Source organism: Streptomyces sp. NPDC007157 (genome assembly GCF_040634235.1).
In the GTDB taxonomy this organism is placed as follows: Bacteria; Actinomycetota; Actinomycetes; order Streptomycetales; family Streptomycetaceae; genus Streptomyces.
In genome coordinates, this window is sequence record NZ_JBEYFE010000038.1 from 1 (window position 1) to 20,853 (window position 20,853).

Sequence of the window (20,853 nt, forward strand, 5' to 3'; positions counted from 1 at the left end):
GAACCACTGCACGGGAATACAGAGCGGCGCGGGATGCCGTGAGAGCTGCGGCACATCTGCGCACCGACCCCGACCTGGTGTCGGCGGCCGCTCATAGGCTTCCCCACAACTGATTCTCGGGGGGATCCATGAGTACACAAGGGCAACCAGGGTGGTGGCATCCGCTGCTGCGCCTGCACCACCGGTATGTGCACAAGCGGGCCACAGCCGCGGAAGCTGCGGCCGCTGAACTTGGTGTCGAACTGCACGGCGCCGCGGTCCGTGAAGCACTGGCGTACCAACGCTGGATGTTTCCTCGTGACGCCCTCAAGTTCTTAGCAGGCATGACGGCGTTCATGTTGCTGGCCGCTGCGCTCTACCAGGGCGAATGCACACCTGGGGGGATGTTCAATCCGGCACCGACCTCGGACTGCTCCATGGCAAATACCCCCATAGCAACCTCTTTGATGCAGTGGGATGCCCTGGTGGTCCTCGCCCTGACCATGATGTGGGTCGCGCGAGCGTGGCAGGGTGAGACGATCGCACGCTGTTCGCAGCCGCTGTACCCGTTGCTCGACTTGTTGGCCTCCAGCGCCGCAGTTGCGCGCCCAGGCACCCCTTACACGGAGTCGATCAAACTCAGCAAGCAGGTCTCCGCCTTAGCATTGCCGCTGCGGACAGTGGCACGTCACGCTGCTTCGGACTTCGGTAACCGACGTACACTGCGCCGCGAACTGATCAAGCATCTCGACCGGGTCAGCGTCACCTTCTCCCTGGCAGCGAACCAACTGGCCAGCGACCGCGAATCCGCTGCCCGGGCACTGGGTGAACTCGCGGCCCACACCGCGAACGGCATCGCCGCCGGCCGCTTCGCGGTCGTACTTCCAGCCGACAAGCTCGCGCAGGATTCGCCGCTCGAACCAGACCGTCTCGACGGCCGCCGTCTCGGGATCGCATCGATCTACGCCGCGGTGGCCTTGACTGTCTTCTTCCTCGCCCTCTCGCCCATGGGGGCGCCAGCGGCACTGGTCGTGTCCCTGGCCCTCGTGATGTTCCCCCTGCTGGTCTACACGCTGCTCGCCTTCCGGTACGGGCTGTCGGAGGCGACCCGGCTGACCCGAAGCATCGGCGGCTTCTTCTCGGCCAGCCCGCCCTTGTAGGGGCGCGCACCGGCGGGATCGGTCACGCAATAGGCCGCCCACCACGGACTTCTGAAACGATTTCCAGTAGGGGCGGGTGGCGTACTACCGTGGTTCGTAGACGCCGTTGCTTGCAGCGGCCCGACGCCTGCGTGCAGGACTGCGGTCCCCGTACGCACGACCCGGTCTCCCCGCCCCGAATTCCTGGTGCGGGCAATCGGATTGCCGACGGCTCAAGCACAACGCCGAGTATGCCCCGGACGGACCGCGGTCCACCGACGGCGACGAGGGTGCGTAGCTCCGAATGGTGCTGCCTCGCGTAAATCCGCAGGCCGCGCCACTTTTTTGTGTGCGGCCGTACCCCAGAAGGGCGGTCGCGTGAGCGACACCACGACGCCGGAGCTCGAGCCGGACGACAACGAGATCAACGTCATCCCCGTCACCGACTTCCGCAACTCCAACGGCGCCTTCGAACAACGGCTTCCTCCCACGAGCGCGACACTGCCCGCGGAGGAGTACCTGCAGAACCACGACGACGTGCACCTCTCCGCGGACAGCATCCGCCGTCTCGTCCAGGGCGCCGTCGAGCCCCAGGAGCTCAACGGCATCCGCGTCGAGCGGCACCGGGTCGAGACCGGTTGGCTGATGGCCATCTCCTACCGGGCCTACTCGCCCATGGTCTCGCTCGCCATCGAGAACGACCGCCTGCTGGCCGAGGCCTCCTACGCGGCCGACCCGCACGCCTCCGGGGTGCGCAAGGCGCTGGCCATGCCCGAGCCCCACCCCGAGCACGCCGTACTGTTCCACCCCGATGACTACAAGGACATCGAGGAGTCCGTCGACCGGTCCGCCAAGCGCGTACTGATCGACAACCCCCAGGAAGTGGGGGAGCGGCTCGTGGAACGCCCCCTGATGCTGGTGCCGGTGACCTTCAAGTCCGAAACGGGCGAGCCCGCCGACGACGTCACGGCCGTCGACGGCAACTGCCGTCTCGCCTTCTGCTACCACCGGATCCCGCCGGTGCCGCGCGGATGGGTGGACGACTCCCTGATCGGCTCTACGAGCAAGAAGACCGTGGCTCTCCGGCCCTCGCACCTGATGCGCATGTCTCTCGAGCACCGCCGGGAGCTGGTCCGCAAGCTGATCAAGGCGGCGTACAGCCGTCTCAAGGAGCCCCGCACCGGCACCACGGCCGACATCCGGGACCGCAACAAGTGGGCGATGGCCCTCAACGCCCTGACCATCCCGGTCACGGTCATCGTCGGCTACCGCGACGACAACGCCGAGCGGGGGATGCAGCGCTTTCCCGCCGGTGTCCGTTCTCTCCTCCTCCGCATGAACACCGGCGGCAAGGTCTTCGACGACGGCGCGAAGAACGCCGTGCGGGCCGAGGAGATCATCAACGGGCTTTACGACGAGGGGCTCCTGGGCCCCGAGACGCAGGCCCGGCCCACGCGTGACGCACTGATCGGCCGCGGAGACGTCGCCGCATCGATGGAAAACCTCGGCTTCAACCCCGACCTTCCCGACCTGCGGTTCGCCCTCGTCATGCAGCAGCTGACCCACACGAACCGGAAGTTCAACGCGCTCGTCCGCAGCAAGCTGCAGACCGAGGGCAACCTCGTACTCAGCCGCCGCAACGGACCGATCGTCGAGCTCGGGCTACGCTCCTACTCCGCGAGCCAGACCACCAACTCGCCGCGGACCGCCCTGGAGACGGGCTGCCTGTGGCAGGACCTCGTCGACAACCCCTGGTCCGTCAAGAACATCGACACGGACACGAAGGTTGACGAGCTCCTCGCCGACGCGCACATGGGAGAAACCCAGGCCACCCTCCTGCTCGGCGCCCTCGGAATGATCTCACTGGTGTTGAGCGGCCACCTCCTCGCTGCCGCCGGCTCGGCGGAGGCCGACGCCGGCACCACGATCGCCCGTACGAGCGTCGGCCACATCGTCAAGGGGCTCCTGGCCGAAGAGGAGGGGCGGCGGATCCTCGCGGACGCGATCAAGCGTGTGCGCGCCGGCCAGACCCCCCGCTGGTGGGACGCGGAACGGGAAGAGCTCATCGATCAGCCAAAGGACTGGCGGGGCTCGACCTACAACGCGCAGCTGCGCAAGGCCGTCCGGCACGGCTGGAAGGCCAAGGACACGGGCAAGGAGAAGAAGACCGAGGCCGAGCAGGAGGCCGACCAGCTGACGGTGTTTCAGAAGCAGCTCGGCACCGCCGTCGAGTATCTGCGCGACCTGCTCGTCCTGCGCAAGGAGAACGGCACCACGGACCAGCTCGCGTGGGCGGAGGTCGAGGCGTCGTTCGTCCACATCGAGGACATCGCCGAAGACCTGCGCCTCATCTCCGAGCCCAAGCCGCGTAACCGGTGACCGCTCCCGTATGGTCCGGTGTCGTCACCATGACGCCGGACCGGTACGCCGCGTTCGCGCGTCTCGCCGGCGCCTGGCTGGAGGAGTTCAGGTGCTGTCCCCTCGGACTCGGGGAGGACAGCGGTCGCGAGCAGAGGGCCGTGTACATCGTCGTCAACGCTGACGGGGTGGCCTGCTACTGCGGACGGACCCGGCCGACCCGTCCCCTGCGTCGGGGAGCGGCAGTCGCCCGGGTGCGTCGGCATACGACCGAGGCCCGCTCCAAGAGGGAGGAATGGGCGAAGTACTGGGTACTGCCTCTCCAGCCGGACACCCCCGACGAGTTCGTCGACTGGCTGGAGCGCACCGTCCAGGCGCGACTCGGGCTACCCCGGCATAACCGCCGCTGGCGTAGGGCGTAACGCCAGCCGATGTCGGTGCCCGGATTCCCTCAGTAGGTGTTTTTCTACTCCCCTCCTCGGACTGCGTCTGGCAGCCCGAGAGCGAGTGATCTTTGTTCCGGAACAGGGTGTGCATGCCGCAGGGACTTGATGGACTGGGGCGATGAAGATCTTGTCGCCTCGTGTCCTGCGGGCTCTTGAACGGTTCAACGCCGCCTATCCCTGGGATCACAACGCCCACTACCACCGCTGGATCCTGCGGCAGTTGCCGAGGCGCTTCGACCGCGCCCTGGATGTCGGTTCCGGCAGCGGTGATCTTGCAAGGCTCTTGGCCGGGCGAGCCGATGCTGTGCAGGCCGTCGATTCCGATCCGGTGATCACAGCCCAGGCCCAGAAACTGACTCCTTCCGGGCTCCCCGTCACCTTCACCGTCGCGGATGCAATAGCCGAGCTTCCTGCCGGCCCTTACGACGTCATCACGTGCGTCGCCACGATCCACCACCTGCCGTTCACCCTGGCGCTCACCCGTTTCCGCCGTCATCTGGCTCCGGGAGGGACACTGGTGATCGTCGGCCTGTCTCGCGCCCAGACCCCCGTGGACCACCTGCTCGGTGCTGTCGCCATTCCGGCCAACGCTGCCATGGGCTGGCTGAAGAACAAGGGCCGCCCCTCGCAGCGGCCCGTCTCCATGACGGCCCCTACTCGCCCAGCGGACATGACCTTTGACGACATCGTCCGTGAAGCCAGAGACGTCCTCCCTGGCGCACGGCTGCGACGACGGTTGTTCTGGCGCTATACGCTTGTATGGAATCAGCCCTGAGTGGCCCGTGGCTTCCTCGACCAAGTGTCGGTGCGGGGGCTCTTGCGGGTGAGACGCCGAGTCATCATGGTGATGAGCGCCCAGTTCAGGTGTGCTTCGGAGTGCTGGGGCAAGCGTTCGTAGTCGCGTGCGTTGCGACGGGCGTTCATGCACCAGCCGATCGTGCGCTCGACTTTCCAGCGCCGGGGCAGGACGACGAAGCCCTTGACGCCTTTGGGCCGGGAGACGATGCGCAGGGTGAGCTAGAGGCGGTCGCGGGCCCAGTCCACGAGGTCGCCGGCGTAGCCGCGGTCGGCCCAGACCTGGGTGATCTGCGGCTGGGTGAGACGCAGCCGCCAGAACACGTCGCGGGCCGCGTCGCGGTCCTGGACGTCGGCTGCCGTCACCGTGATCATCACGGGCAGGCCGAGCGTGTCCACGGTGATATGTCGCTTGCGGCCGTTGATTTTCTTGGCGGCGTCGTAGCCGCGGCTGTCGCGGCCGACGGTGGAGGCTCCCTTGACCGACTGGGAGTCCACGATCAGCGTCACCGGGTGCGGGCAGCGGCCCTTGCCGGTACGGATCCTCCGGCGAAGCTGATCACGGATGTAGGTGACTACCCCGGCGCGGTTCCACCGCCAGAAGAACCCGTAAACGGTCTCCCACGGGGGGAAATCCGCAGGCAGGGCTCGCCACTTCGCGCCGTTGTCGACGATGTAGCGGATGCCATCGACGATCTCCCGCCGGGGCCACTTCTCCGGATGCCCGCCGGTCTTCGTCTGGCAGGCCGGGACGGGCAGCAGGGGTTCCAGAAGGGCCCATTCGGCGACGGAGGTGTCGGACGGGTAGCGGCGGCGACGCGAAGCAGCGGGCATGGCGAGCTCGGCAGAGGTGATCGGCAGCGGAGGCTATTTGGAGAGCTGGGCGAGGGTGGCGCGCACCCCGGTGAGCTGGGCAGTGGCGAGCTGAGTCCATTCGTCGTCGGGGTAGCGGGCCAGCTGCGGATCGAGGGTGCCCGTGATCACCCGGGTGAGTCGGCCGAGGATCTGTCGGAACTGGCGCTTGTCGTACTCGATCCAGTCCGCGGGGTTGTCGGAGAACATGAACCCGTCCCGGCGGGTCCAGGTGATCGGCGTCAGGTTCTCCGCGGCGACCACGTCGCGGAAATGCCGGATGCCGCGCCCGACCTGCGAGCGGGTCAGGCGGGTGGCGGCCATGAGCTGGTAGGTGTGCAGGCCGGCGGGGCGTGCTTCCATCAGAGCGACGCGGACCAGGTCGCCGTAGTACTCGGCCAGCGGCCGAGCCTCCCGGCGCCGCGGCACGGCTACTCCTCGCCTTTGAGCAGCTGGACCAGCTGCTCGTCCAGGGTGAACTCGTCGTTGTCGAGCGCCCCTTCGAGCCAGTCCGCCGCCGCACGGACCCGTCCGATCTGACGGCGGACGGTCTCGCGCTCGTCCTCGGTGAACTCTTACCCCCGCAGCTGCGGGACCAGGCGGCCGAGGGTGGCTACGAAGCCGTGGCAGGAGCCGACCAGGTCGAGGTACTCGATGGTGTGCTCGATCGCGCGGACGGCCGGGGGCGTTCCCGGATCCGGTCGCGCGTCTCGTGGGAGTTGTCGAACTGGGCGCGGTTGACGAGCATCCGGGTGGTGTCGTCCCGCATGGCCGTCCGGGCGACGGCCGGGCGGCGCAGCAGGTCGGTGGTCACCTGCTGGGCGACGGAGTCGTCCCTCGTCAGCTCCGTGACAACCCGCACTCGCTCGGCCGGGGTGACGTGCTCGGTGACCGCCGGCCGCATCAGCAGGTCGGTGGCGACCTGGGCTGCGACCTCGTCGTCCCGGGTCAGGTCGGCCACGGCCTGGACCTTCTCATCGACCGTGACCGGCCTGTCCACCCTCTGGCCGACGACCCGCTTGGCTCCGTCCGGCGTCCACTGTCGAGCCCCGGTGCGTGGGTTGAACGGCACGTCCTCGATCGCGGCCCACCGCTCGTCCTCGTCCGCGACCGACGCGAGGATACGGTGAACGGTGAACGACACACCCTCCTTGCGGCGCCCCTCGGGCCAGCGGTTGGCGGTGTAGCGCCAGTCCTCCACCGTCCGACGCTCCACCCCGATGTCGTCCGCGAACAGCTGCAACGACTCCGTCACCGTGAACAGGTCGTCCGTGCCGTTCGGCATCGACCCGCCCACCGACCTCATCGGCTCGATCTCCAGCGCCATGTCGCCCAGGGCGAACTGCGAGCGGGCGATCTGCGCGATCAGTTCCTTCGCCCGGGTGACGAGCTGTTCGTAACGCTGCCGGGTGACGTTCCCGATCCGGTTGGCCACGTCGGTCATGAAGACCACCGCCTCGCCCAGGTCCGGCCCGGCCACCACGACGTGACCGGTCAAAGAGGCGCCGGCCCCGGTCACCATCCACCGTGACGCGAGCGCGACACGCCGGGGCAGGGCGTGAGCCAGGGGCGCTCGAAGCGCACGGGCCTGACTCCGAACTACCCTGCAAAACTTGGGGTGTTCGAGGAGCCCGCGAGGCGTTCGGCTACAGCGTTTCCGTAACGCCGTTCCGCGACGCCCGCCGTTGACGACAGGCCCGCACCCGGCAACGGTCCGAGCAGTACACCGCCGCCATCGACCGCTCCACCCCCACCGTCCACGACCGCGCACAAACCGGGCACTCCGCCCGCTCTCCCCGCTGCATCGCGGCCACCCGCTGCCGGGTCCGCTGAAGCCTCCGCCACTGCCGTGACCTGCACCGACCCGAGCAGAACACCGCCTCCGCCGCCATCGTCTGCGGCAGCGGATCACCGCACTCCCGGCAATACCGCCGAGCCATCCTGCCAGCCCTCACGACCCAGATCATCCAGCCGTACCCACCTCACGGCCAGGGATCAAAAACACCTACTCAGCCGGACGGGTGCCGATCGGCTCGGTCGTGGACATCCGGTTCCCCCGCAGTGGGCTGCGCGCACACCTGGACCAGGCGGTGAAGCCGTCATGGGACCAGGACGGCCGCGAACCGGTGCTCGGGATGTCGGTGCCGGTGGACCGGGACACGCTGATCGACCGCTGGTACGTCCATCGCATCCGGCTGGACAGCGAAGGCACCGCCCGACGCGTCCGTATCGGCACCGAGGCGTTCGCGCGTCCCACCGAGTGGTTCGCGCTGGACGAATGTGAGATGACGGAGCGGGGCCTGTCAACGCCGGCAGTGGAGCAGATCGTGCGTTCCCGCCGTCCCCGGCCCGCTTCCCCATGGGGCGTGGGCACGGTCAAGAAGGCCCCCGGACCCACGGGCGCGAGCGCAGATGCTGCTGCGGAAGCTGGCCGACGCGATCAGGGTGGACTCCGTGGCGGACTCCGGCTTCGTGGTGACCCAGATTTGCCGGGACATCGCGGATCTGACCGGCGTGGGGGAAGAGACCCAAGCCCAGCTGGCGGCCGCGGTCTCGGACGCGGAGCGCTGGCTGGAGAAACAGTCGCACATGCGCCGCTGGCTCTTCTCCGAGCTGGCCAAGGCGATCAACACCTCGGATCTCGTGCGCGTCAGAACACTGCGCAAACGCATCGGGCAGCCGGGTATCGCAACCGGACCGACACCGAGAACCAGACCCTGGCCGCAGCTGAGGCTCTTCTGAAGGCTCACGCGAAACAGCAGCAGGAGGCGGCAGCTGCACGACGGGCCGAACTGCAGGACGAACGGGCTTCGCAGGCGGCCGGGCGGGCACGCAAGCTTCTGGGGATCCTGGAGCACCGCGGAGACCGGATGGCCCCGGAGGCCATGCGCAAGCTGGTCAACGAAGTCGTGAACGAGGCCTCGCAGGCCGGTGCGCGGATCGACGCACAGCAGCAGGACCATTCCGTATCTATGACCGCCCGTCGTCTGACCGCTGCTGCTGTCGCTGCTGCTGCCGTGGGTGCGCTCGCGCTGCCTGCCGCGGCCGCCGGTCAGCCCGCCGCCCGCCCGCACGACCGGGCGGTGGTGATCAGCGACGTGCAGTACGACTCCCCGGGCCGCGACGACCGCGCCAACTGGTCACTGAACAAGGAATGGGTGGACGTCACCAACACCTCCCGCCGGGCGGTGAACCTGGACGGCTGGACGCTGTCCGACGAGGCCGGCCACACCTACACCTTCCGGTACTTCCGCCTGGACGGACGCTCCACGGTCCGGGTCCACACCGGTGAGGGCCGCGACCGCTTCGCGGACGTCTATCAGGACCGTCGCAACTACGTGTGGAACAACGACTCCGACACCGCGACCCTGCGCAACGACCACGGCCGGTTCGTCGACGAGGTCTCCTGGGGCCACCACCGTCGCGATGACCGTGACCACCGCGGCGAGAACCGGGACCACCGCGGTGACGGCCGCCGCTGATCCGCCCGTTGGTGCCCAGGGCCGGTGACCCCGGGCCCGGCCCCGGCACTCCCTCTCCTCTCCTCTCCCTGGTGCTGCGCCTATGTCCCAGGCGCAGCACCGACTGCCGTCGCGTACCGCCTTCTCCTGCTGGCCCGTCACCTGCTTTCCGCCGTGGTGACGGGCCAGACGCATGCCACTCCTAATGGGCGAGGGTGACGGTGATGGGCAGGTCGGGACAGGCGGCGAGTTGTTCGGTGAGCGCGGTCTGTTCGGCGGGGTCGATGCTCGGCTGGTAGCGGGTTTTGTCGGCGACCCAGTCGGTGACGTACGTGTACCAGTAGCCGGCGTACGGAGGCAGCCACTCGGTGGGGTCCTTGTCGGCCTTCGACCGGTTCGAGGCTGCCGAGACCGCGATCAGCGCGCGGGGGTCGTCGAGGTCGTTGGCGTAGGCCTCGCGTTCCTTCGGCGTCCAGGCGGAGGCGCCGGAGTCCCAGGCCTCGGCCAACGGGACCAGGTGGTCGACATCCAGCTGACTGGCGCTGTCGAGGTAGTGGTCGTCATACGGGCTGTACCAGCTGCCGCCGGTCAGTGCGCACTTAGCGCCGATCTCGGGGCGGTGACGGCTTCGGCCAGGAGGACCTCGGCGCGCGTGCAGCAGGCGCTCCTGGATCCGTTGACGCCGGGCCGTCAGATCGACCTGACGGGCGTCAGCGGTCGCCCTGGTGGCCTCCCGGCCGAAGGAGAGCCCGAGACGGTTCGCGTGGTTCGTGATGGCCCCGACAGACCAGTCCATCTGACGGCTGATTCCTACGTGACCGCCGGGCCCAGCGCAGGTCTCAGGCTCCAGGGCGGGCCGAACACGAGAGCTGAGTGAGCCGGCCGCCTGGCCCTCCGAGGGGGCGTCAGGCGGCTGTGGGCCCCTCACGCGTGCGTGGTGACGGGTGACCGGTCAGAGGAGAATGGGCCGCACCGATCCCTGGAGTATCGCGAGCGTGCTTGACACAGTTGTGTGATGGACAGCCTGTGGCTCTTGATGAGCGGCGCCGTTATTACCTTCGTCGGCTCGCTCACTGAGCATTTCTCAGCGCAGAAACGCCTGGGAAAACAAGTGGATGCGGAGCGCCGCCGTCTCCAAGCAGAGGTGCTTGGCGAGACGCCCGCCCCCGAGACGGCCCCAGAGAAATCGGACGGCCCCCCTGGTCGGCCGGATCCGGAGGATCAGGCCGACACTCGCTTCGCGAAGCTCCTGATCGAGTACTACGCCTATGGACTCATCCAGGCCCGCCGGAGTTTCAGCGTCAGCCTGAGCTGCTCGATCCTGGGCGGCCTCATCCTTATCGCCGGTGTAGGCATGGCGATCTTCAAGGCTGAGAGCACCGGCGAACAGTACGCCTCCATCACTGCCAGCGTTTCAGGGTTCCTCACGACGGGCATCGGCACCCTTTTCCACCGGCGTGCGGACCTGGCGCTGAAGCACATGGAGTCGCAGACCCAGTCGCTCCGACAGGACATGAAGGTCGAGCGTGATGCTGGTCAGGCGATCAAGCTCCTTGAGGACGTGGACGATCTGTCTCTCCGGGCCCATCTGCAGGCGGCGCTGATCCTCAAGTTCTCCGCCGCGAAGCTCCCCGATCTGGGCGGCGTCCTGAAGCCGACCGAGGTGACTCCGGAGCCGAGTGCCAACGGGGCGGTTCCGCACCAGTCATCGGAGTCCCCGACTGCCTGACGCTCGTCAAACGACTTAGAACTCCTAACGAAATGAGTGGGCGCAGGTCCGGGTCACTGGTCAGCTGACCGGACGTGCGTCAAGATCGCTTCATGCTGATGGGACGCAACTTGGAGGCCGCAGCGCAGCTGAATCTGGCTCTGTTCTGTGACGACGAGGGCAACAGCGTTCGCATCACGGTGCTCGGCGCTCTGCAGGGTGTGGCTGGAGGGCTCGCCGCGGAGGTCGTCGTTGACACGCCATTCGTCGCCGGACGCGTGAATCTCTCGCTGTGGCGGTCACGGCTGACTTCGTGGGGCGATGCCCTGGATCGTCTTGAGGCCGGCGAGGACATCGCCTGGTTGCACGTCCAGCGTGGACCGTCCATCTTCATCCATCTCAGCAGCGAGCGTGACTGTCCTGAGGTGGTGGTTGAAGACGATCTCGCCTCCATGGTGACCGTTCGGGTGCCGATTGACCTACCGGCCGACTGGATCGCGACCCACCGGCGCCTACTCGGCGCCGTACTCCGTGCTTGGGATGACCACTTGTCACCGGAGTGAGCAGAGCTTCCGCCAGCAGATGAGGGAGCATCCAAGGCTGAGGAAGGCCTCGTGAATGTCGTCGCGAATCTCCCAACGGATCCGCAGGCGGCGGAACCAGTGCAGGTGAGCGAAGGTGCGCTCGACAACCCAGCGTTGAGTTCCAAGTCCGGAACCGTGTTCGGTGCCACGCCGCGCGATCAGTGGCTTCACGCCGAGCCCGCGGACGAGGTGACGGTACTTGTCATGGTCGTAGCCGCGGTCACCGAGCACAACGTCGGGACGACGCCGAGGCCGGCCGCGCTTGCCCCGCACGGAAGGCACTGTCTGGAGCGGTGGGATGAGCTGGGTGACGTCGTTGCGGTTGCCGCCGGTCAGAGTGACGGCGAGCGGGATGCCGGTGGCATCGGTAATCAAGTGGTGCTTGCTGCCCGTCCTGCCCCGGTCGACAGGGCTTCGTCCTGTCTTGGCGCCCCTTTTAACGCCCGGATATGAGAGCCGTCGACCGCCGCCCGGGAGAAGTCCAGGGCGTCCGAGCTACGGAGCTTGGCCAAGAGCGTTTCGTGGAGCCGAGGCCACACACCAGCCTCGGTCCACTCGGCCAGGCGCCGCCAGCACGTCGTGCCTGAACCGAAGCCCAGCTCCTGCGGCAGGTGTTCCCACGCAATCCCGGTATGCAGCACGAACAGAATGCCCTGGAACACCAGCCGGTCCGGATGCCGCTTCCGCCCGGGATGGTGAGTGCGACGCTCGACTTTCGGCAGCAGCGGTTCGATCACCGCCCAGAGTTCGTCCTCGACATGCCACGGCTTCGGCCGAGCCACCTCACACCCCCTGATCAACGCACCCGGAGCGATCCAACCACCTCGAAGATCATTTCGTTAGGAGTTCTTAGACCGTGTCCTACGTGGTGAGGCGGACGTTGACTCGGTATGGGGCGGGGAACCTGGAGCTGGATCGTGCCGGACGGCCTGTGGGAGATCGCCGAGCCGCTGATTCCTGAGCAACGAGCACGGCCGCAGGGCGGCGGGACTGCCAACGTGCCTGATGAGACGCTGTTCGCGGCCATCATCTACGTCCTGGTCAGCGGCTGTGCCTCGCGGGCACTGCCGCCCTGCTTCGGGATATCGAAGTCCACCGCCCATCGCCGGTTCCTGATCTGGTCCAGAGCCGGCGTCTGGGGCCGCCTCCACGAAGCCGTGCTGCACCGCCTCGACGCCGGCCTCATCGACATCACCCGCGTCGTCCTCGACACCGCCCACACGGGCCAGCACGCTGCCGCGCGCGAACCGGCCACCCCTTGGGCGGAGTTGGCCGCCACCGGCGTCGTCCGCTGCGCTTGGACGTGAAGCACCGCCCTATGGAGTTCACAAATTCACACACTTCCACGCACGAATTCAGGCGCTGGTGATCGGCTGTACGGAGAGCGTCGCTGTCCTGACGGATTCAGACGGACATGCGAAAGTCCCGCCCAGAGACACGGCAGGCAGACAGGTGGTTATGGCGGATTGGCCATAGCCGGCCGAGGGCGGCGGCTGGCGGGCTACGGTGCTGCCGTGAACGACGAGGCGGGGGCGCCGGCGGGCGCGAGCGTGCTGCCGGTGGTTGACGAGGTGCTGGCCGGGGCTCTGGTGGCCCAGGGTGAGGCGGGCGTGCGGGCGTTGGGGTTGCTGCAGGATGCGCACCGGGCGCTGACGGGGGTGGGGTTTGTACAGCGACAACCTACAGGCCCGGATCGCCGAGGCCGAACGCGAAGGCTGGCTCGGCGAGATCGAGGGCCTCCAGGTCAGCCTGGTCGGCGCCCGCGACAAGCTCGCCCAGATCGACGCCGAGGCCGCCCGCCGCAGCCCGGCGATTCATCTCGGGATGCCAGCCTTCCCACAGATCGCGGGCCGCATCTCGTAGTGCTGAGAAGGGTTGGTTTTATTCACGAGTCGTGGGTTCTGGCACAGATCTTGAGGAGCGGTCGCGGAGCGTGAAATGTCCGCTCTCCGTCAGTCCTTGGTCCTGTCCCAAGTGATCTGCCCTGCCGCGTCGAATGATCTGGTGGGCTGCGAGCGGTGGAAAAGGCGGTGGACAGAGATCACGCGAGCGGCAGACTGACCCTATGACCGCATCGGATCCCAAGGCTGACCTTCACTTTTACCTGCAGTCCGCCCGTGATGCCCTGCTGTGGAAGCTCGAAGGGCTCTCGGAGTACGACATACGCCGCCCGCTGACACCGACCGGCACCAACCTCCTGGGCCTGGTCAAACATGTGACCTGCGCCGAGATGGGCTACCTGGGCGACACGTTCGGCAGGCCGTCCGGCGAACCGGGGCCCTGGTTCGGAGAGGGCACCGAGCCCAATGCCCACATGTGGGCCACCGCCGACGAGTCACGCGAGCACATCGTCGCGCGCTACCGCCGGGTGTGGGCGCACGCGGATGCGACGATCGACGCGCTGGCGCTGGACGTTATCGGCAGGGTGCCGTGGTGGCCGAGCGGCCGGGACGAGGTGACGCTGCACCATGCCGTGGTTCGTGTGATCGCAGACACGCACCGACACGCCGGGCACGCCGACATTGTCAGGGAACTCCTCGACGGCGCTGTGGGGATGAACGAGGGCAACACCAGCATGCCGCCGGGCGATTCGGCGTGGTGGGAGGACTACCGAAGCCGGCTGGAGCGTGCAGCTCGGGAAGCTAACCGAGATGCGTAATCTCCGAACGTACCAGGTGGCTATGCCGAGGTCTCCGGGCTCTGGCACAGGCCCGGAGCGGGCTCGGTGTGTCACTGGAGCAGGATCAACTTGCGGAGCAGTTCGAATCCGGCTCGTCCGTAGAGCTGCCTCTTGATCTTCTTGATGCGGTTCGCCTCGACGTCCACGTCGTCGATTCCGTCGAACACCAGCGAGTCCCCGAACGATGCGTTGGCCTGCATGACTAGCACCGTTACCGGCCACAGCAGGCTCCGGTGGGGAACTCCGCAGACCTGACGGAGCGTCACTCCTGTCTGTCGGGCGGCGGGGCGTACGCAGTCTCACGCCGACCTGAGCCTTCGCAATCGAACACCCCAGTCACGCTCCGCGACCGCTCCCCAAGATCTGTGCCAGAACCGAGTTTTGAAGGCAGTGAGGGGGCTTGTCAGGACAGCATTGGGGTGTTCCCGGTGAAAGGCCCTCGGTCGACTCCTACCGGCTCGCCTGCACCCGGGCACGAGCCGAGGGCCCCGCAAAGGTCGGATGACGGCTGCGGCTTCCCGCTTGACGGCCCGCTGCCCAGAGGACAGCGGGCCGGATCACTCATCGCAGGTTGGTGCCATGGGACCAGACGTGCTGGATCGTCCGGTAGTCGATCACGTGTATGTCCTCCTGCTGGAGAAGCTCGCGGGCCTGCGGCGATGTCAGGAACTCGTAGTCCGTCCGGCGCACGAGCCAGCCAGCGTCGACGGATCGCGACTCCTTATCGCCCAGGCTGGGATGCACCGCCCATTCGTTGAGCCCGGCGGGCAGGTCACGCAGCAACTGAGTGTATCGGGCTGCCTTTCCCCCGATGTCGAGGGAGAAGCTGTCCAGGAAGTCGTTGTCGGTGACCGGCAGGCCGCGTTGCCGCGTCGACCGACGCGCGGGTTCGAGCCAGACCCGGACCGCGAGGCCGTACTCCGCGGCCAACGCGACCGTCAGGCCGAGGATGTCGTCGCGGCCGCCGTCGGCCAGGCAGTGGAAGTCCAGGTGGGTCGGCGCGAGCCCGGCGTCGGCGACAGCATTGATCTGGGCGCGGAATTCGAGTTCGACCTCATCGGGCCGAGCCTGCTGGAGTAGGGAGGCCCGTCCGGCGAGTGTCGGCGGAAACAACGCGCCGGCGGGGTCGAGCAGCGAGGAAACCCGTTCCCGGGCGGTCAGCGGCTCCCACGGCAGGCTGGGGAAGTCGGACACCAGGGTGAGGTGGATCCCGAAGGGGATCTGCGGCCGTCGGCTGAGCAGATCCATGGCCTGCTTCGCCGCGGGAGGCAGGACCATCAGGCTGCACGAGCTGGCGATGCCCTCTTCGAGCGACTCGATCACCGCAGCGTTGATCGCTGGATACATCCCGAGGTCATCGCAGTTGACGATCAGCAGTCGGGCATCGGGCGGGTGCCCCAGTAACTCACTCGACTGCTCTGTCGGCGTGACGGCCGGGGGCCCGGTGTTCTCGTCCATGCCTGCAGTCTGAGTCCCGGCCAGACTCCGCGCACCGGGATATGCACGCCGCGGCAATTCGGGGGCATCTTCGGATCATCGGTCACGAGGGCACAAGCTATGAGGCTTGTCCACGAAGAGGCCACTCGTTTACCAGCAGGCACTGACTGACGTGCTATCGACGGTAGTTCAGAGAACCCCGGCACGGGGCGGTCCTGCGCCGGTACGGCATCGACACGGTGGCGCGGCTGGCTGCGCTGCCGACGGGGACGGTGCAGCAGATCCTGGGAGCACGTGCCGGGCGGATGGCCTCGGAGCGGGCCTGCGGCTGGGATCCCCGCCCCGTCACACCCGCCGCCCTGCCGGTGTCCGCGAACGTCAGGGCCCGTTTCGAGCGGGACCTGCTGGATGGGGCAGAGGTACGGGCCCGGCTGCTGGAGCTGGTCGTACGGCTCGGTGTCACGCTGCGCGGCCGGGGCCAGGCCGCCCGGGCCGTCACGCTCACCCTGCACTTCGCCGGCGGCGCGCGGTGGGAGAAGAGCCGCCGTCTGCGGGAGCCGTCCGCGCACGAGGACGACCTGCGCATGGCGGTCTACCAGCTGATGGACGCCGCAGGTCTCCAGCGCGGGCGCCTGAGGGGGATCGTGCTGAAAGGCGACGACGCGGTCGCCGCCGATACCGCTGCCGAGCAGCTCAGCCTCGATCCCCGACGGGAGGCCCGGCTGGTCATGGAGGAGGCGGCCGATCGGGTCCGCGCCAAGTTCGGGCCCGGCGCGATCGGCCCGGCCGGCGCGGCCCGGCGCGCCTCCTGACCACCCGCGAGGAAACGCCCTTCAACGATCTGCGGCTGTCCGCGGCGCTGGTTCCGGTGCCGTTCGGCCGTCCGACGCAGCGAGCAGACCGAGGGCGCCGATCACGTCACGCGGTGTCGTAGCGAGTTGCGGCTGGTGGTCCAGGATCGCCTGTTGGGGCGCCGTGAGCTGAAGGACTCTGACCTCCCAGTCAACTTTGACAATCAGTACTGCCCCGATGCGTACCACCGCGTCCTTGGTGGGCTGCAGGGAAGCCAGCAGCGGCCCAACGTTCTGCATCATGGTCGCGGTGATGGCTGCGTCCTTCTCCTGAGTCAGGCGTGCGTCAGCGATGTGCGCAGCGGTCAGGACGCCTTCGCGAACGGCTTGCGACCATAAGGCGCGTGACAGGGTGGCCCGCATACGGCGGAACCAGGACCCGATGACGGGATCCTCGCGATCGAGGACGGTCAGTCCGGCGGTCGCCAGGAGTTCCTCCACGGCGGCCTGGACCTCGCGGTGCGGCGCTTCGTCTGACAGGTAGATCGTGACCGGAAGCGGGGATGCCTCCGGCTCGGGCGACCTGCTCGTCGGACGCTCCCCGGCTCGAGAATCCGCTGATGGCCTCCACCCCGGCGTCAGCGAGGATCGAGGTGACTCGAAATCGCTGGCCCTTTGGTGCAGAAGGTCCACTACCGACTGCCTAAGCCATGTGACCGCCATGGCAAGTTGGGGCACGGGTTCGATGGTCGCGTACAGCTGCTCCAGCAGATGGATCACCGTGAGCTGCGGTGCGGCTTCGGTGATTTCCAGGCGCAGATGGAGCAGAACGCCGATGCTTGCGGCGGGGTTGGGAAGTGCTGCCTGGTACTCCTCCAGCAACCGTTCGACCAGCGCGAGCAGTTGGGCCGTCCTGGCGGCAGGGCTGTCGTCGCGCGGCCGGGAGGACATCGGGCTGGAGAAGGTTGGGGCGGGGGCACCGCCAGCCGGGATGTTGGCCACCTGGTGCGTGCCGCCGTTGACCACGAGACCGTTGTTGGCGGGAGGACTCTGTCGCCGGTCGTCGTCGCTCATGATGAGAACCCCCTATGTGTTGCAGCCGTCGGCAACGCCCATGGCGGCCGCGCCGGACCACTGCGGGACGTTCCCCCATCCGTCGCCGATGGGGCCCGCGCCCAGCCCGGCATCCGCCGTCTTCCGATGATGCGGTACTGATGAACTATCCGTGCTGGAATTGGAGATATCGGGCGGGACCATGTCACCTGAGCGACAAGCGCGCGACCTGGCCAGCGCACAGCCGACGCTTCGCTTCCGCGGCCACGCTTCATGTCTGCCGGTACCCGGAGCCGGTCCAGGGGGCTCTCTGGTCGGGGTCGTGGACGGGGCGCCACACGGGTGCGGAGGGGCCGTGCTGGAGCGGGTCGGCCAGCGGCGCCACGAGCACGGGGACGTCGTACGGAAAGCGGGCCAGCAGCCCGGCCCCGGCGCGCGGGGCGCTGATCCGGTTGTCGGCACCGGTGGGCACCGGACGGGAATCGAGCGGATCTGTGATGATCGGCGTGGACACGGGCAGCGGCGACCGGATGGCGCTGGGCGTGCTGACGCAGTACCGGATGGCCACCACCGAGCAGATGCACCGGGTGATCGCCCCCGAGGTGCGGATCGAGCAGACCCGGCGGCGGCTGGCCAGACTGCGCGGTGAGGGGCGACCGCATCACCCTGCCGCAGGCCGGTCGAAGCCGGGCCTGGTTCCCGACCTCGGTACCGGCCTGCCCGGCACCGCGCGTACCGGACACAGCAGCAGCCGGCCCCGACTAGAACCCCGACCGTGAAGGCCCGACCACGGTCACGAAGCGACAACACCGCCGTGGACCAGGCCCACATCCCCGCCGAAAACCCGTCCGACAACCGGACGCACCCTCTGCTGCGTCCGTTCGGGAACCCGCAGGTCGCCACGCTGACCTCGCCGTGGTCGGGAGGCCGACATCCCCTCTACGCCCCCGAGTCCACGCCCCACAGCAGGAAGAAAAGAGAAGTGGGTGGGTGGGACAGGCCCCGGTCGGCGGGCGAGGGGTGGCCGCGCAGGTGTCCCCGTTGCGCGCGACGGCAGGTGCCGCGCGCGGTGCCGGGCAGACAAGCTACCCGGCCGGCTCCTGTGGGTGATCTACGACGGGCGGCCGTGGCCGGTCTGCCCGGGGCGGGAATTGATCGCGTATGCACCTGACCCGACGTCTGCTCACCACGGCGGCCGCCGTCGCCGCCGTCCTTGCGACCGCCCTGTCGGCTACTCCGCCGGCCACGGCGGCCGTATCCGCGCCGTGCACGTCGACCTGGAAGGCCGTCCAGCGCGTTCCCGTGCGCAAGCCGGCGTGGAACGAAGGGTCGGTTGCGACGACGCGTTCGCCGGTCGTGCGGTACCTGCGCCGGGGTGAGCGGGTGCCGTCGTGTGTGGTCGCGGTGGGCAGGGACGGGTGGTCGCAGTACCGCGAGTGCGGCGGCGGGAGCCTGTGGCGGATCGTGCCCGGAGGGCAGGTGCCGGCGCGCTGCCTGGAGAGGACATGAGTTCAGCGGCTGTTACACACTTTCAGGTGACGGCCCCGCCCTGGAGGAGGAGTTGAGGTAGCGGTCCGTCCCAGCGATCCCGCTGCTCACCGGGATCTCCGGGTGATCTTCCGTCAACCTTGTGCATTCGACGCATACATGGATGTTGCAGATGAGAGTCATAGGAATATGCAGGATCCGTTACGACCTTCGCGTGTCCGGCACATCGTCTCCGCATCGTGGGCAAGGTGTGGGTGCGCGGCCGACCTGGCCGCCGACCCGCACAACGCACCCCGGCTGGCCTGCGGCTTTCATGCTGCAGGTGCCGGTGGTGTCCGGCCCCGAGAAGGGGGACCTCGTGTCCGTTTCTGTGACCGCCCGCCGTCTGACCGCTGCTGCTGCCGTGGCCGCCGCTGCTGTGGGCGCGCTCGCCCTGCCTGCCGCGGCCGCCGGCCAGCCCGCCGCCCGCCCGCACGACCGGGCGGTGGTGATCAGTGACGTGCAGTACGACTCCCCGGGCCGGGACGACCGCTCCAACTGGTCGCTCAACAAGGAGTGGGTGGACGTCACCAACACCACTCGCCGGGCGGTGAACCTGGACGGCTGGACCCTCTCGGACGAGGCCGGCCACACCTACACCTTCCGCCACTTCCGCCTGGACGGCCGCTCCACGGTCCGGGTCCACACCGGTGAGGGCCGCGACCGCTACGGCGACGTCTACCAGGACCGCCGTGCCTACGTGTGGAACAACGACCGGGACACCGCGACCCTGCGCAACGACCACGGACGGTTCATCGACGAAGCGTCCTGGGGTTACCGCGGCGACGACCGTGACCACCGAGGCGGCGACCAGCGCAACGGTGGCGACCGCCGCGGCTGACCGTGAGCTGGGTGCCAGCGGACGGGGTCCCCGGTCCGGCCGCCGGCACCCAACCGGCGGTGCGCTTCTTCGGCTGTACCGCCGCGGTGCCGCCGCGCATCAGCTTCCTCTGTCTGGCCCCTCACCCACGCTTCTGCTGTGGTGACGGGCCAGAGGTCTGTTCAGCGGACGCACGGGCGGACGGCGCCGGACAGCGGGACGGGAGCACCGGACGCCTGGATAGATGCCGGACGAGAACCCTGGCCGCGAGTCTCGGCAGCGTGAACACGAACGCCAGCCCCGTCGATTGGCCGATGGGTTGCTCGGGGTGCTGTACGCGCTCGTGCCGGGTCGCGGGTGTTGATCCAGGCGGGAAGCGGCCCGAGTCTGCGGCGAAACGGGGAGCTTGGGAAAGGCTTGGTCAGGGTGAGGTAAGGATTGCGCAGGTCGCTTCTTGTTCATCCCGCGGCTCTACTCGCATAGACCTGGGTGGTGGTGTCATGCCGTCAGCCGCCCGGCACCCCACTGTCCGGGCCGATCCTGCGGGAGATCCCCTATGCGTCGCTTCACCGCTACTACCTGTGCTCTGGCCCTGGCGGCCGCGGGCATGATCGCCGTTTCGGCCGGCACTGCCCAGGCGTCGACCTGCTCCCACGCCTACCTGCCGCTGCCCGACTCCTCGTGTACGCCGGGCGCCTACAACTCGGATGTCACGCAGTCGAACATTCACAGCACGATATGCGTGTCCGGCTGGACCGCCACCGTCCGCCCCCCGACGTCCTACACCAACCCCCTCAAGGCCCAGGGCATCATCGACTACGGCTACTCCGACACCAACATGGCCGACTACGAGGAGGACCACCTCGTCCCCCTCGAACTCGGCGGCTCGCCCCGCAGCACCGGCAACCTGTGGCCCGAGCCGTATTCCGGCACGAAGACCGCCACCACCAAGGACGGAGTGGAGACGAAGCTGAAGAACGCCGTCTGCGCCGGCACCATCACCCTGTCCGCCGCCCGCAGCGCCATCAAAACCAACTGGACCACGGCCCTGCAGGTCACCGGCATCGGCTGACCCTGCCAACCACCGGGACATTCAGGCCGAACGTACTGGATGTCCCGGCACCAAGCGTCGAGTTCACGACCGGGCCGGTCGTCGCGTTCTCGCCGGCACCGGCGCTGGTCGAGGTGTTCCGAGCCGCACGGCGACGTCCAGGCCGGTGCCG

Annotated in this window: 22 protein-coding genes and 3 pseudogenes; 16 read left to right on the forward strand and 9 right to left on the reverse strand. The window is 68.2% G+C overall.

Features of this window, described 5'->3' with window-relative positions; genetic code table 11:
- Positions 1-128 precede the first annotated feature (128 nt).
- The 4 genes from ABZ642_RS41880 to ABZ642_RS41895 all read left to right on the forward strand — a co-directional run bounded on the left by ABZ642_RS41880 (position 129) and on the right by ABZ642_RS41895 (position 4,697).
- Positions 129-1,139, forward strand: coding sequence for a hypothetical protein (locus tag ABZ642_RS41880; RefSeq protein WP_360495465.1), 1,011 nt, complete (start codon positions 129-131; stop codon positions 1,137-1,139).
- 357 nt (positions 1,140-1,496) lie between these two features.
- Positions 1,497-3,497, forward strand: coding sequence for a hypothetical protein (locus ABZ642_RS41885; protein ID WP_360495468.1), 2,001 nt, complete (start codon positions 1,497-1,499; stop codon positions 3,495-3,497).
- Positions 3,494-3,898, forward strand: coding sequence for a hypothetical protein (locus ABZ642_RS41890; protein WP_360495471.1), 405 nt, complete (start codon positions 3,494-3,496; stop codon positions 3,896-3,898). The genes ABZ642_RS41885 and ABZ642_RS41890 overlap by 4 nt, the downstream gene beginning before the upstream one ends.
- 142 nt (positions 3,899-4,040) lie before the next feature.
- The gene (locus tag ABZ642_RS41895) at positions 4,041-4,697 is read left to right on the forward strand and encodes a class I SAM-dependent methyltransferase (protein WP_360495474.1); all 657 of its coding nucleotides are present in this window, start codon (positions 4,041-4,043) and stop codon (positions 4,695-4,697) included.
- On the opposite strand, the pseudogene ABZ642_RS41900 reads toward ABZ642_RS41895, so the two are convergent.
- From ABZ642_RS41900 to ABZ642_RS41910, 3 genes and pseudogenes are all read right to left on the reverse strand, one after another.
- A pseudogene (locus ABZ642_RS41900) lies at positions 4,688-5,551 on the reverse strand (IS5 family transposase). The gene ABZ642_RS41895 and the pseudogene ABZ642_RS41900 overlap by 10 nt on opposite strands.
- A gap of 33 nt (positions 5,552-5,584) precedes the next feature.
- Positions 5,585-5,998 (reverse strand): hypothetical protein, encoded by a 414-nt coding sequence (locus tag ABZ642_RS41905; protein ID WP_360495478.1) that lies wholly within the window; start codon positions 5,996-5,998, stop codon positions 5,585-5,587.
- Positions 5,999-6,000: 2 nt separating this feature from the next.
- Positions 6,001-7,091: pseudogene (locus ABZ642_RS41910) on the reverse strand (DUF6192 family protein).
- A gap of 890 nt (positions 7,092-7,981) precedes the next feature.
- Here ABZ642_RS41910 and ABZ642_RS41915 point away from each other — a divergent pair.
- A complete protein-coding gene (locus tag ABZ642_RS41915; RefSeq protein WP_360495481.1) occupies positions 7,982-8,311 on the forward strand; it encodes a hypothetical protein in 330 nt (109 codons plus the stop codon).
- A gap of 230 nt (positions 8,312-8,541) precedes the next feature.
- Positions 8,542-9,051, forward strand: coding sequence for a lamin tail domain-containing protein (locus ABZ642_RS41920; protein ID WP_360495633.1), 510 nt, complete (start codon positions 8,542-8,544; stop codon positions 9,049-9,051).
- Positions 9,052-9,232: 181 nt separating this feature from the next.
- Here the strand turns inward: ABZ642_RS41920 and ABZ642_RS41925 are convergent, their stop codons facing one another.
- Entirely contained in the window at positions 9,233-9,826 is a 594-nt protein-coding gene (locus ABZ642_RS41925) for an HNH endonuclease family protein (protein ID WP_360495484.1), read from the reverse strand.
- Positions 9,827-10,045: 219 nt separating this feature from the next.
- Here ABZ642_RS41925 and ABZ642_RS41930 point away from each other — a divergent pair, with 219 nt between their 5' ends.
- Entirely contained in the window at positions 10,046-10,759 is a 714-nt protein-coding gene (locus tag ABZ642_RS41930; protein WP_360495487.1) for a hypothetical protein, read from the forward strand.
- 92 nt (positions 10,760-10,851) lie between these two features.
- Positions 10,852-11,301 (forward strand): DUF5959 family protein, encoded by a 450-nt coding sequence (locus ABZ642_RS41935; RefSeq protein ID WP_360495490.1) that lies wholly within the window; start codon positions 10,852-10,854, stop codon positions 11,299-11,301.
- Here the strand turns inward: ABZ642_RS41935 and ABZ642_RS41940 are convergent.
- A protein-coding gene (locus ABZ642_RS41940; RefSeq protein ID WP_360495493.1) for an IS5 family transposase occupies positions 11,290-12,104 on the reverse strand; the annotation gives its coding sequence in 2 pieces (ribosomal slippage) (positions 11,290-11,769 and positions 11,772-12,104; 813 coding nt in all). The two genes, ABZ642_RS41935 and ABZ642_RS41940, sit on opposite strands and share 12 nt — an antisense overlap.
- Positions 12,105-12,212: 108 nt before the next feature.
- Here ABZ642_RS41940 and ABZ642_RS41945 point away from each other — a divergent pair.
- From ABZ642_RS41945 to ABZ642_RS41955, 3 genes and pseudogenes are all read left to right on the forward strand, one after another.
- Positions 12,213-12,542 (forward strand): annotated as a pseudogene (locus ABZ642_RS41945) (transposase); the annotation flags it as partial.
- Positions 12,543-12,987: 445 nt separating this feature from the next.
- Positions 12,988-13,185 (forward strand): hypothetical protein, encoded by a 198-nt coding sequence (locus ABZ642_RS41950; RefSeq protein ID WP_360495496.1) that lies wholly within the window; start codon positions 12,988-12,990, stop codon positions 13,183-13,185.
- Between the two features lie 202 nt (positions 13,186-13,387).
- Positions 13,388-13,981 carry a DinB family protein gene (locus tag ABZ642_RS41955; RefSeq protein WP_360495499.1) on the forward strand — a complete coding sequence of 198 codons (594 nt, stop codon included), beginning with the start codon at positions 13,388-13,390 and terminating at the stop codon, positions 13,979-13,981.
- A 71-nt stretch (positions 13,982-14,052) separates the two neighbouring features.
- On the opposite strand, the gene ABZ642_RS41960 is transcribed toward ABZ642_RS41955, so the two are convergent.
- Both ABZ642_RS41960 and ABZ642_RS41965 read right to left on the reverse strand, forming a co-directional pair.
- Positions 14,053-14,202 (reverse strand): hypothetical protein, encoded by a 150-nt coding sequence (locus ABZ642_RS41960; protein ID WP_360495502.1) that lies wholly within the window; start codon positions 14,200-14,202, stop codon positions 14,053-14,055.
- A 361-nt stretch (positions 14,203-14,563) separates the two neighbouring features.
- Positions 14,564-15,460, reverse strand: coding sequence for a polysaccharide deacetylase family protein (locus ABZ642_RS41965; RefSeq protein WP_360495505.1), 897 nt, complete (start codon positions 15,458-15,460; stop codon positions 14,564-14,566).
- A 218-nt stretch (positions 15,461-15,678) separates the two neighbouring features.
- On the opposite strand from ABZ642_RS41965, the gene ABZ642_RS41970 reads away from it, so the two are divergent.
- Positions 15,679-16,251 (forward strand): hypothetical protein, encoded by a 573-nt coding sequence (locus ABZ642_RS41970; protein ID WP_360495508.1) that lies wholly within the window; start codon positions 15,679-15,681, stop codon positions 16,249-16,251.
- Between the two features lie 21 nt (positions 16,252-16,272).
- Here ABZ642_RS41970 and ABZ642_RS41975 read toward each other — a convergent pair whose 3' ends face one another.
- A complete protein-coding gene (locus tag ABZ642_RS41975) occupies positions 16,273-17,304 on the reverse strand; it encodes a hypothetical protein (RefSeq protein ID WP_360495510.1) in 1,032 nt (343 codons plus the stop codon).
- Between the two features lie 250 nt (positions 17,305-17,554).
- Entirely contained in the window at positions 17,555-17,755 is a 201-nt protein-coding gene (locus ABZ642_RS41980) for a hypothetical protein (protein WP_360495513.1), read from the reverse strand.
- A 34-nt stretch (positions 17,756-17,789) separates the two neighbouring features.
- Here ABZ642_RS41980 and ABZ642_RS41985 point away from each other — a divergent pair, with 34 nt between their 5' ends.
- From ABZ642_RS41985 to ABZ642_RS42000, 4 genes are all read left to right on the forward strand, one after another.
- Entirely contained in the window at positions 17,790-18,062 is a 273-nt protein-coding gene (locus ABZ642_RS41985) for a hypothetical protein (RefSeq protein ID WP_360495516.1), read from the forward strand.
- Between the two features lie 382 nt (positions 18,063-18,444).
- Positions 18,445-18,792 carry a hypothetical protein gene (locus ABZ642_RS41990; protein ID WP_360495519.1) on the forward strand — a complete coding sequence of 116 codons (348 nt, stop codon included), beginning with the start codon at positions 18,445-18,447 and terminating at the stop codon, positions 18,790-18,792.
- Between the two features lie 337 nt (positions 18,793-19,129).
- Positions 19,130-19,651 carry a lamin tail domain-containing protein gene (locus ABZ642_RS41995; protein WP_360495522.1) on the forward strand — a complete coding sequence of 174 codons (522 nt, stop codon included), beginning with the start codon at positions 19,130-19,132 and terminating at the stop codon, positions 19,649-19,651.
- 535 nt (positions 19,652-20,186) lie between these two features.
- The gene (locus ABZ642_RS42000) at positions 20,187-20,702 is read left to right on the forward strand and encodes a hypothetical protein (protein WP_360495525.1); all 516 of its coding nucleotides are present in this window, start codon (positions 20,187-20,189) and stop codon (positions 20,700-20,702) included.
- Positions 20,703-20,853 lie beyond the last annotated feature (151 nt).

Coding starts and splice junctions, on each gene's coding strand:
- ABZ642_RS41925 (WP_360495484.1), bottom strand. CDS start 9,826: ATGGACTGGTCTGTCGGGGCCATCACGAACCACGCGAACCGTCTCGGG.
- ABZ642_RS41880 (WP_360495465.1), top strand. CDS start 129: ATGAGTACACAAGGGCAACCAGGGTGGTGGCATCCGCTGCTGCGCCTG.
- ABZ642_RS41975 (WP_360495510.1), bottom strand. CDS start 17,304: ATGAGCGACGACGACCGGCGACAGAGTCCTCCCGCCAACAACGGTCTC.
- ABZ642_RS41915 (WP_360495481.1), top strand. CDS start 7,982: ATGCTGCTGCGGAAGCTGGCCGACGCGATCAGGGTGGACTCCGTGGCG.
- ABZ642_RS41965 (WP_360495505.1), bottom strand. CDS start 15,460: ATGGACGAGAACACCGGGCCCCCGGCCGTCACGCCGACAGAGCAGTCG.
- ABZ642_RS42000 (WP_360495525.1), top strand. CDS start 20,187: ATGCGTCGCTTCACCGCTACTACCTGTGCTCTGGCCCTGGCGGCCGCG.
- ABZ642_RS41920 (WP_360495633.1), top strand. CDS start 8,542: ATGACCGCCCGTCGTCTGACCGCTGCTGCTGTCGCTGCTGCTGCCGTG.
- ABZ642_RS41960 (WP_360495502.1), bottom strand. CDS start 14,202: ATGCAGGCCAACGCATCGTTCGGGGACTCGCTGGTGTTCGACGGAATC.
- ABZ642_RS41895 (WP_360495474.1), top strand. CDS start 4,041: ATGAAGATCTTGTCGCCTCGTGTCCTGCGGGCTCTTGAACGGTTCAAC.
- ABZ642_RS41955 (WP_360495499.1), top strand. CDS start 13,388: ATGACCGCATCGGATCCCAAGGCTGACCTTCACTTTTACCTGCAGTCC.
- ABZ642_RS41990 (WP_360495519.1), top strand. CDS start 18,445: ATGCACCTGACCCGACGTCTGCTCACCACGGCGGCCGCCGTCGCCGCC.
- ABZ642_RS41930 (WP_360495487.1), top strand. CDS start 10,046: ATGGACAGCCTGTGGCTCTTGATGAGCGGCGCCGTTATTACCTTCGTC.
- ABZ642_RS41935 (WP_360495490.1), top strand. CDS start 10,852: ATGCTGATGGGACGCAACTTGGAGGCCGCAGCGCAGCTGAATCTGGCT.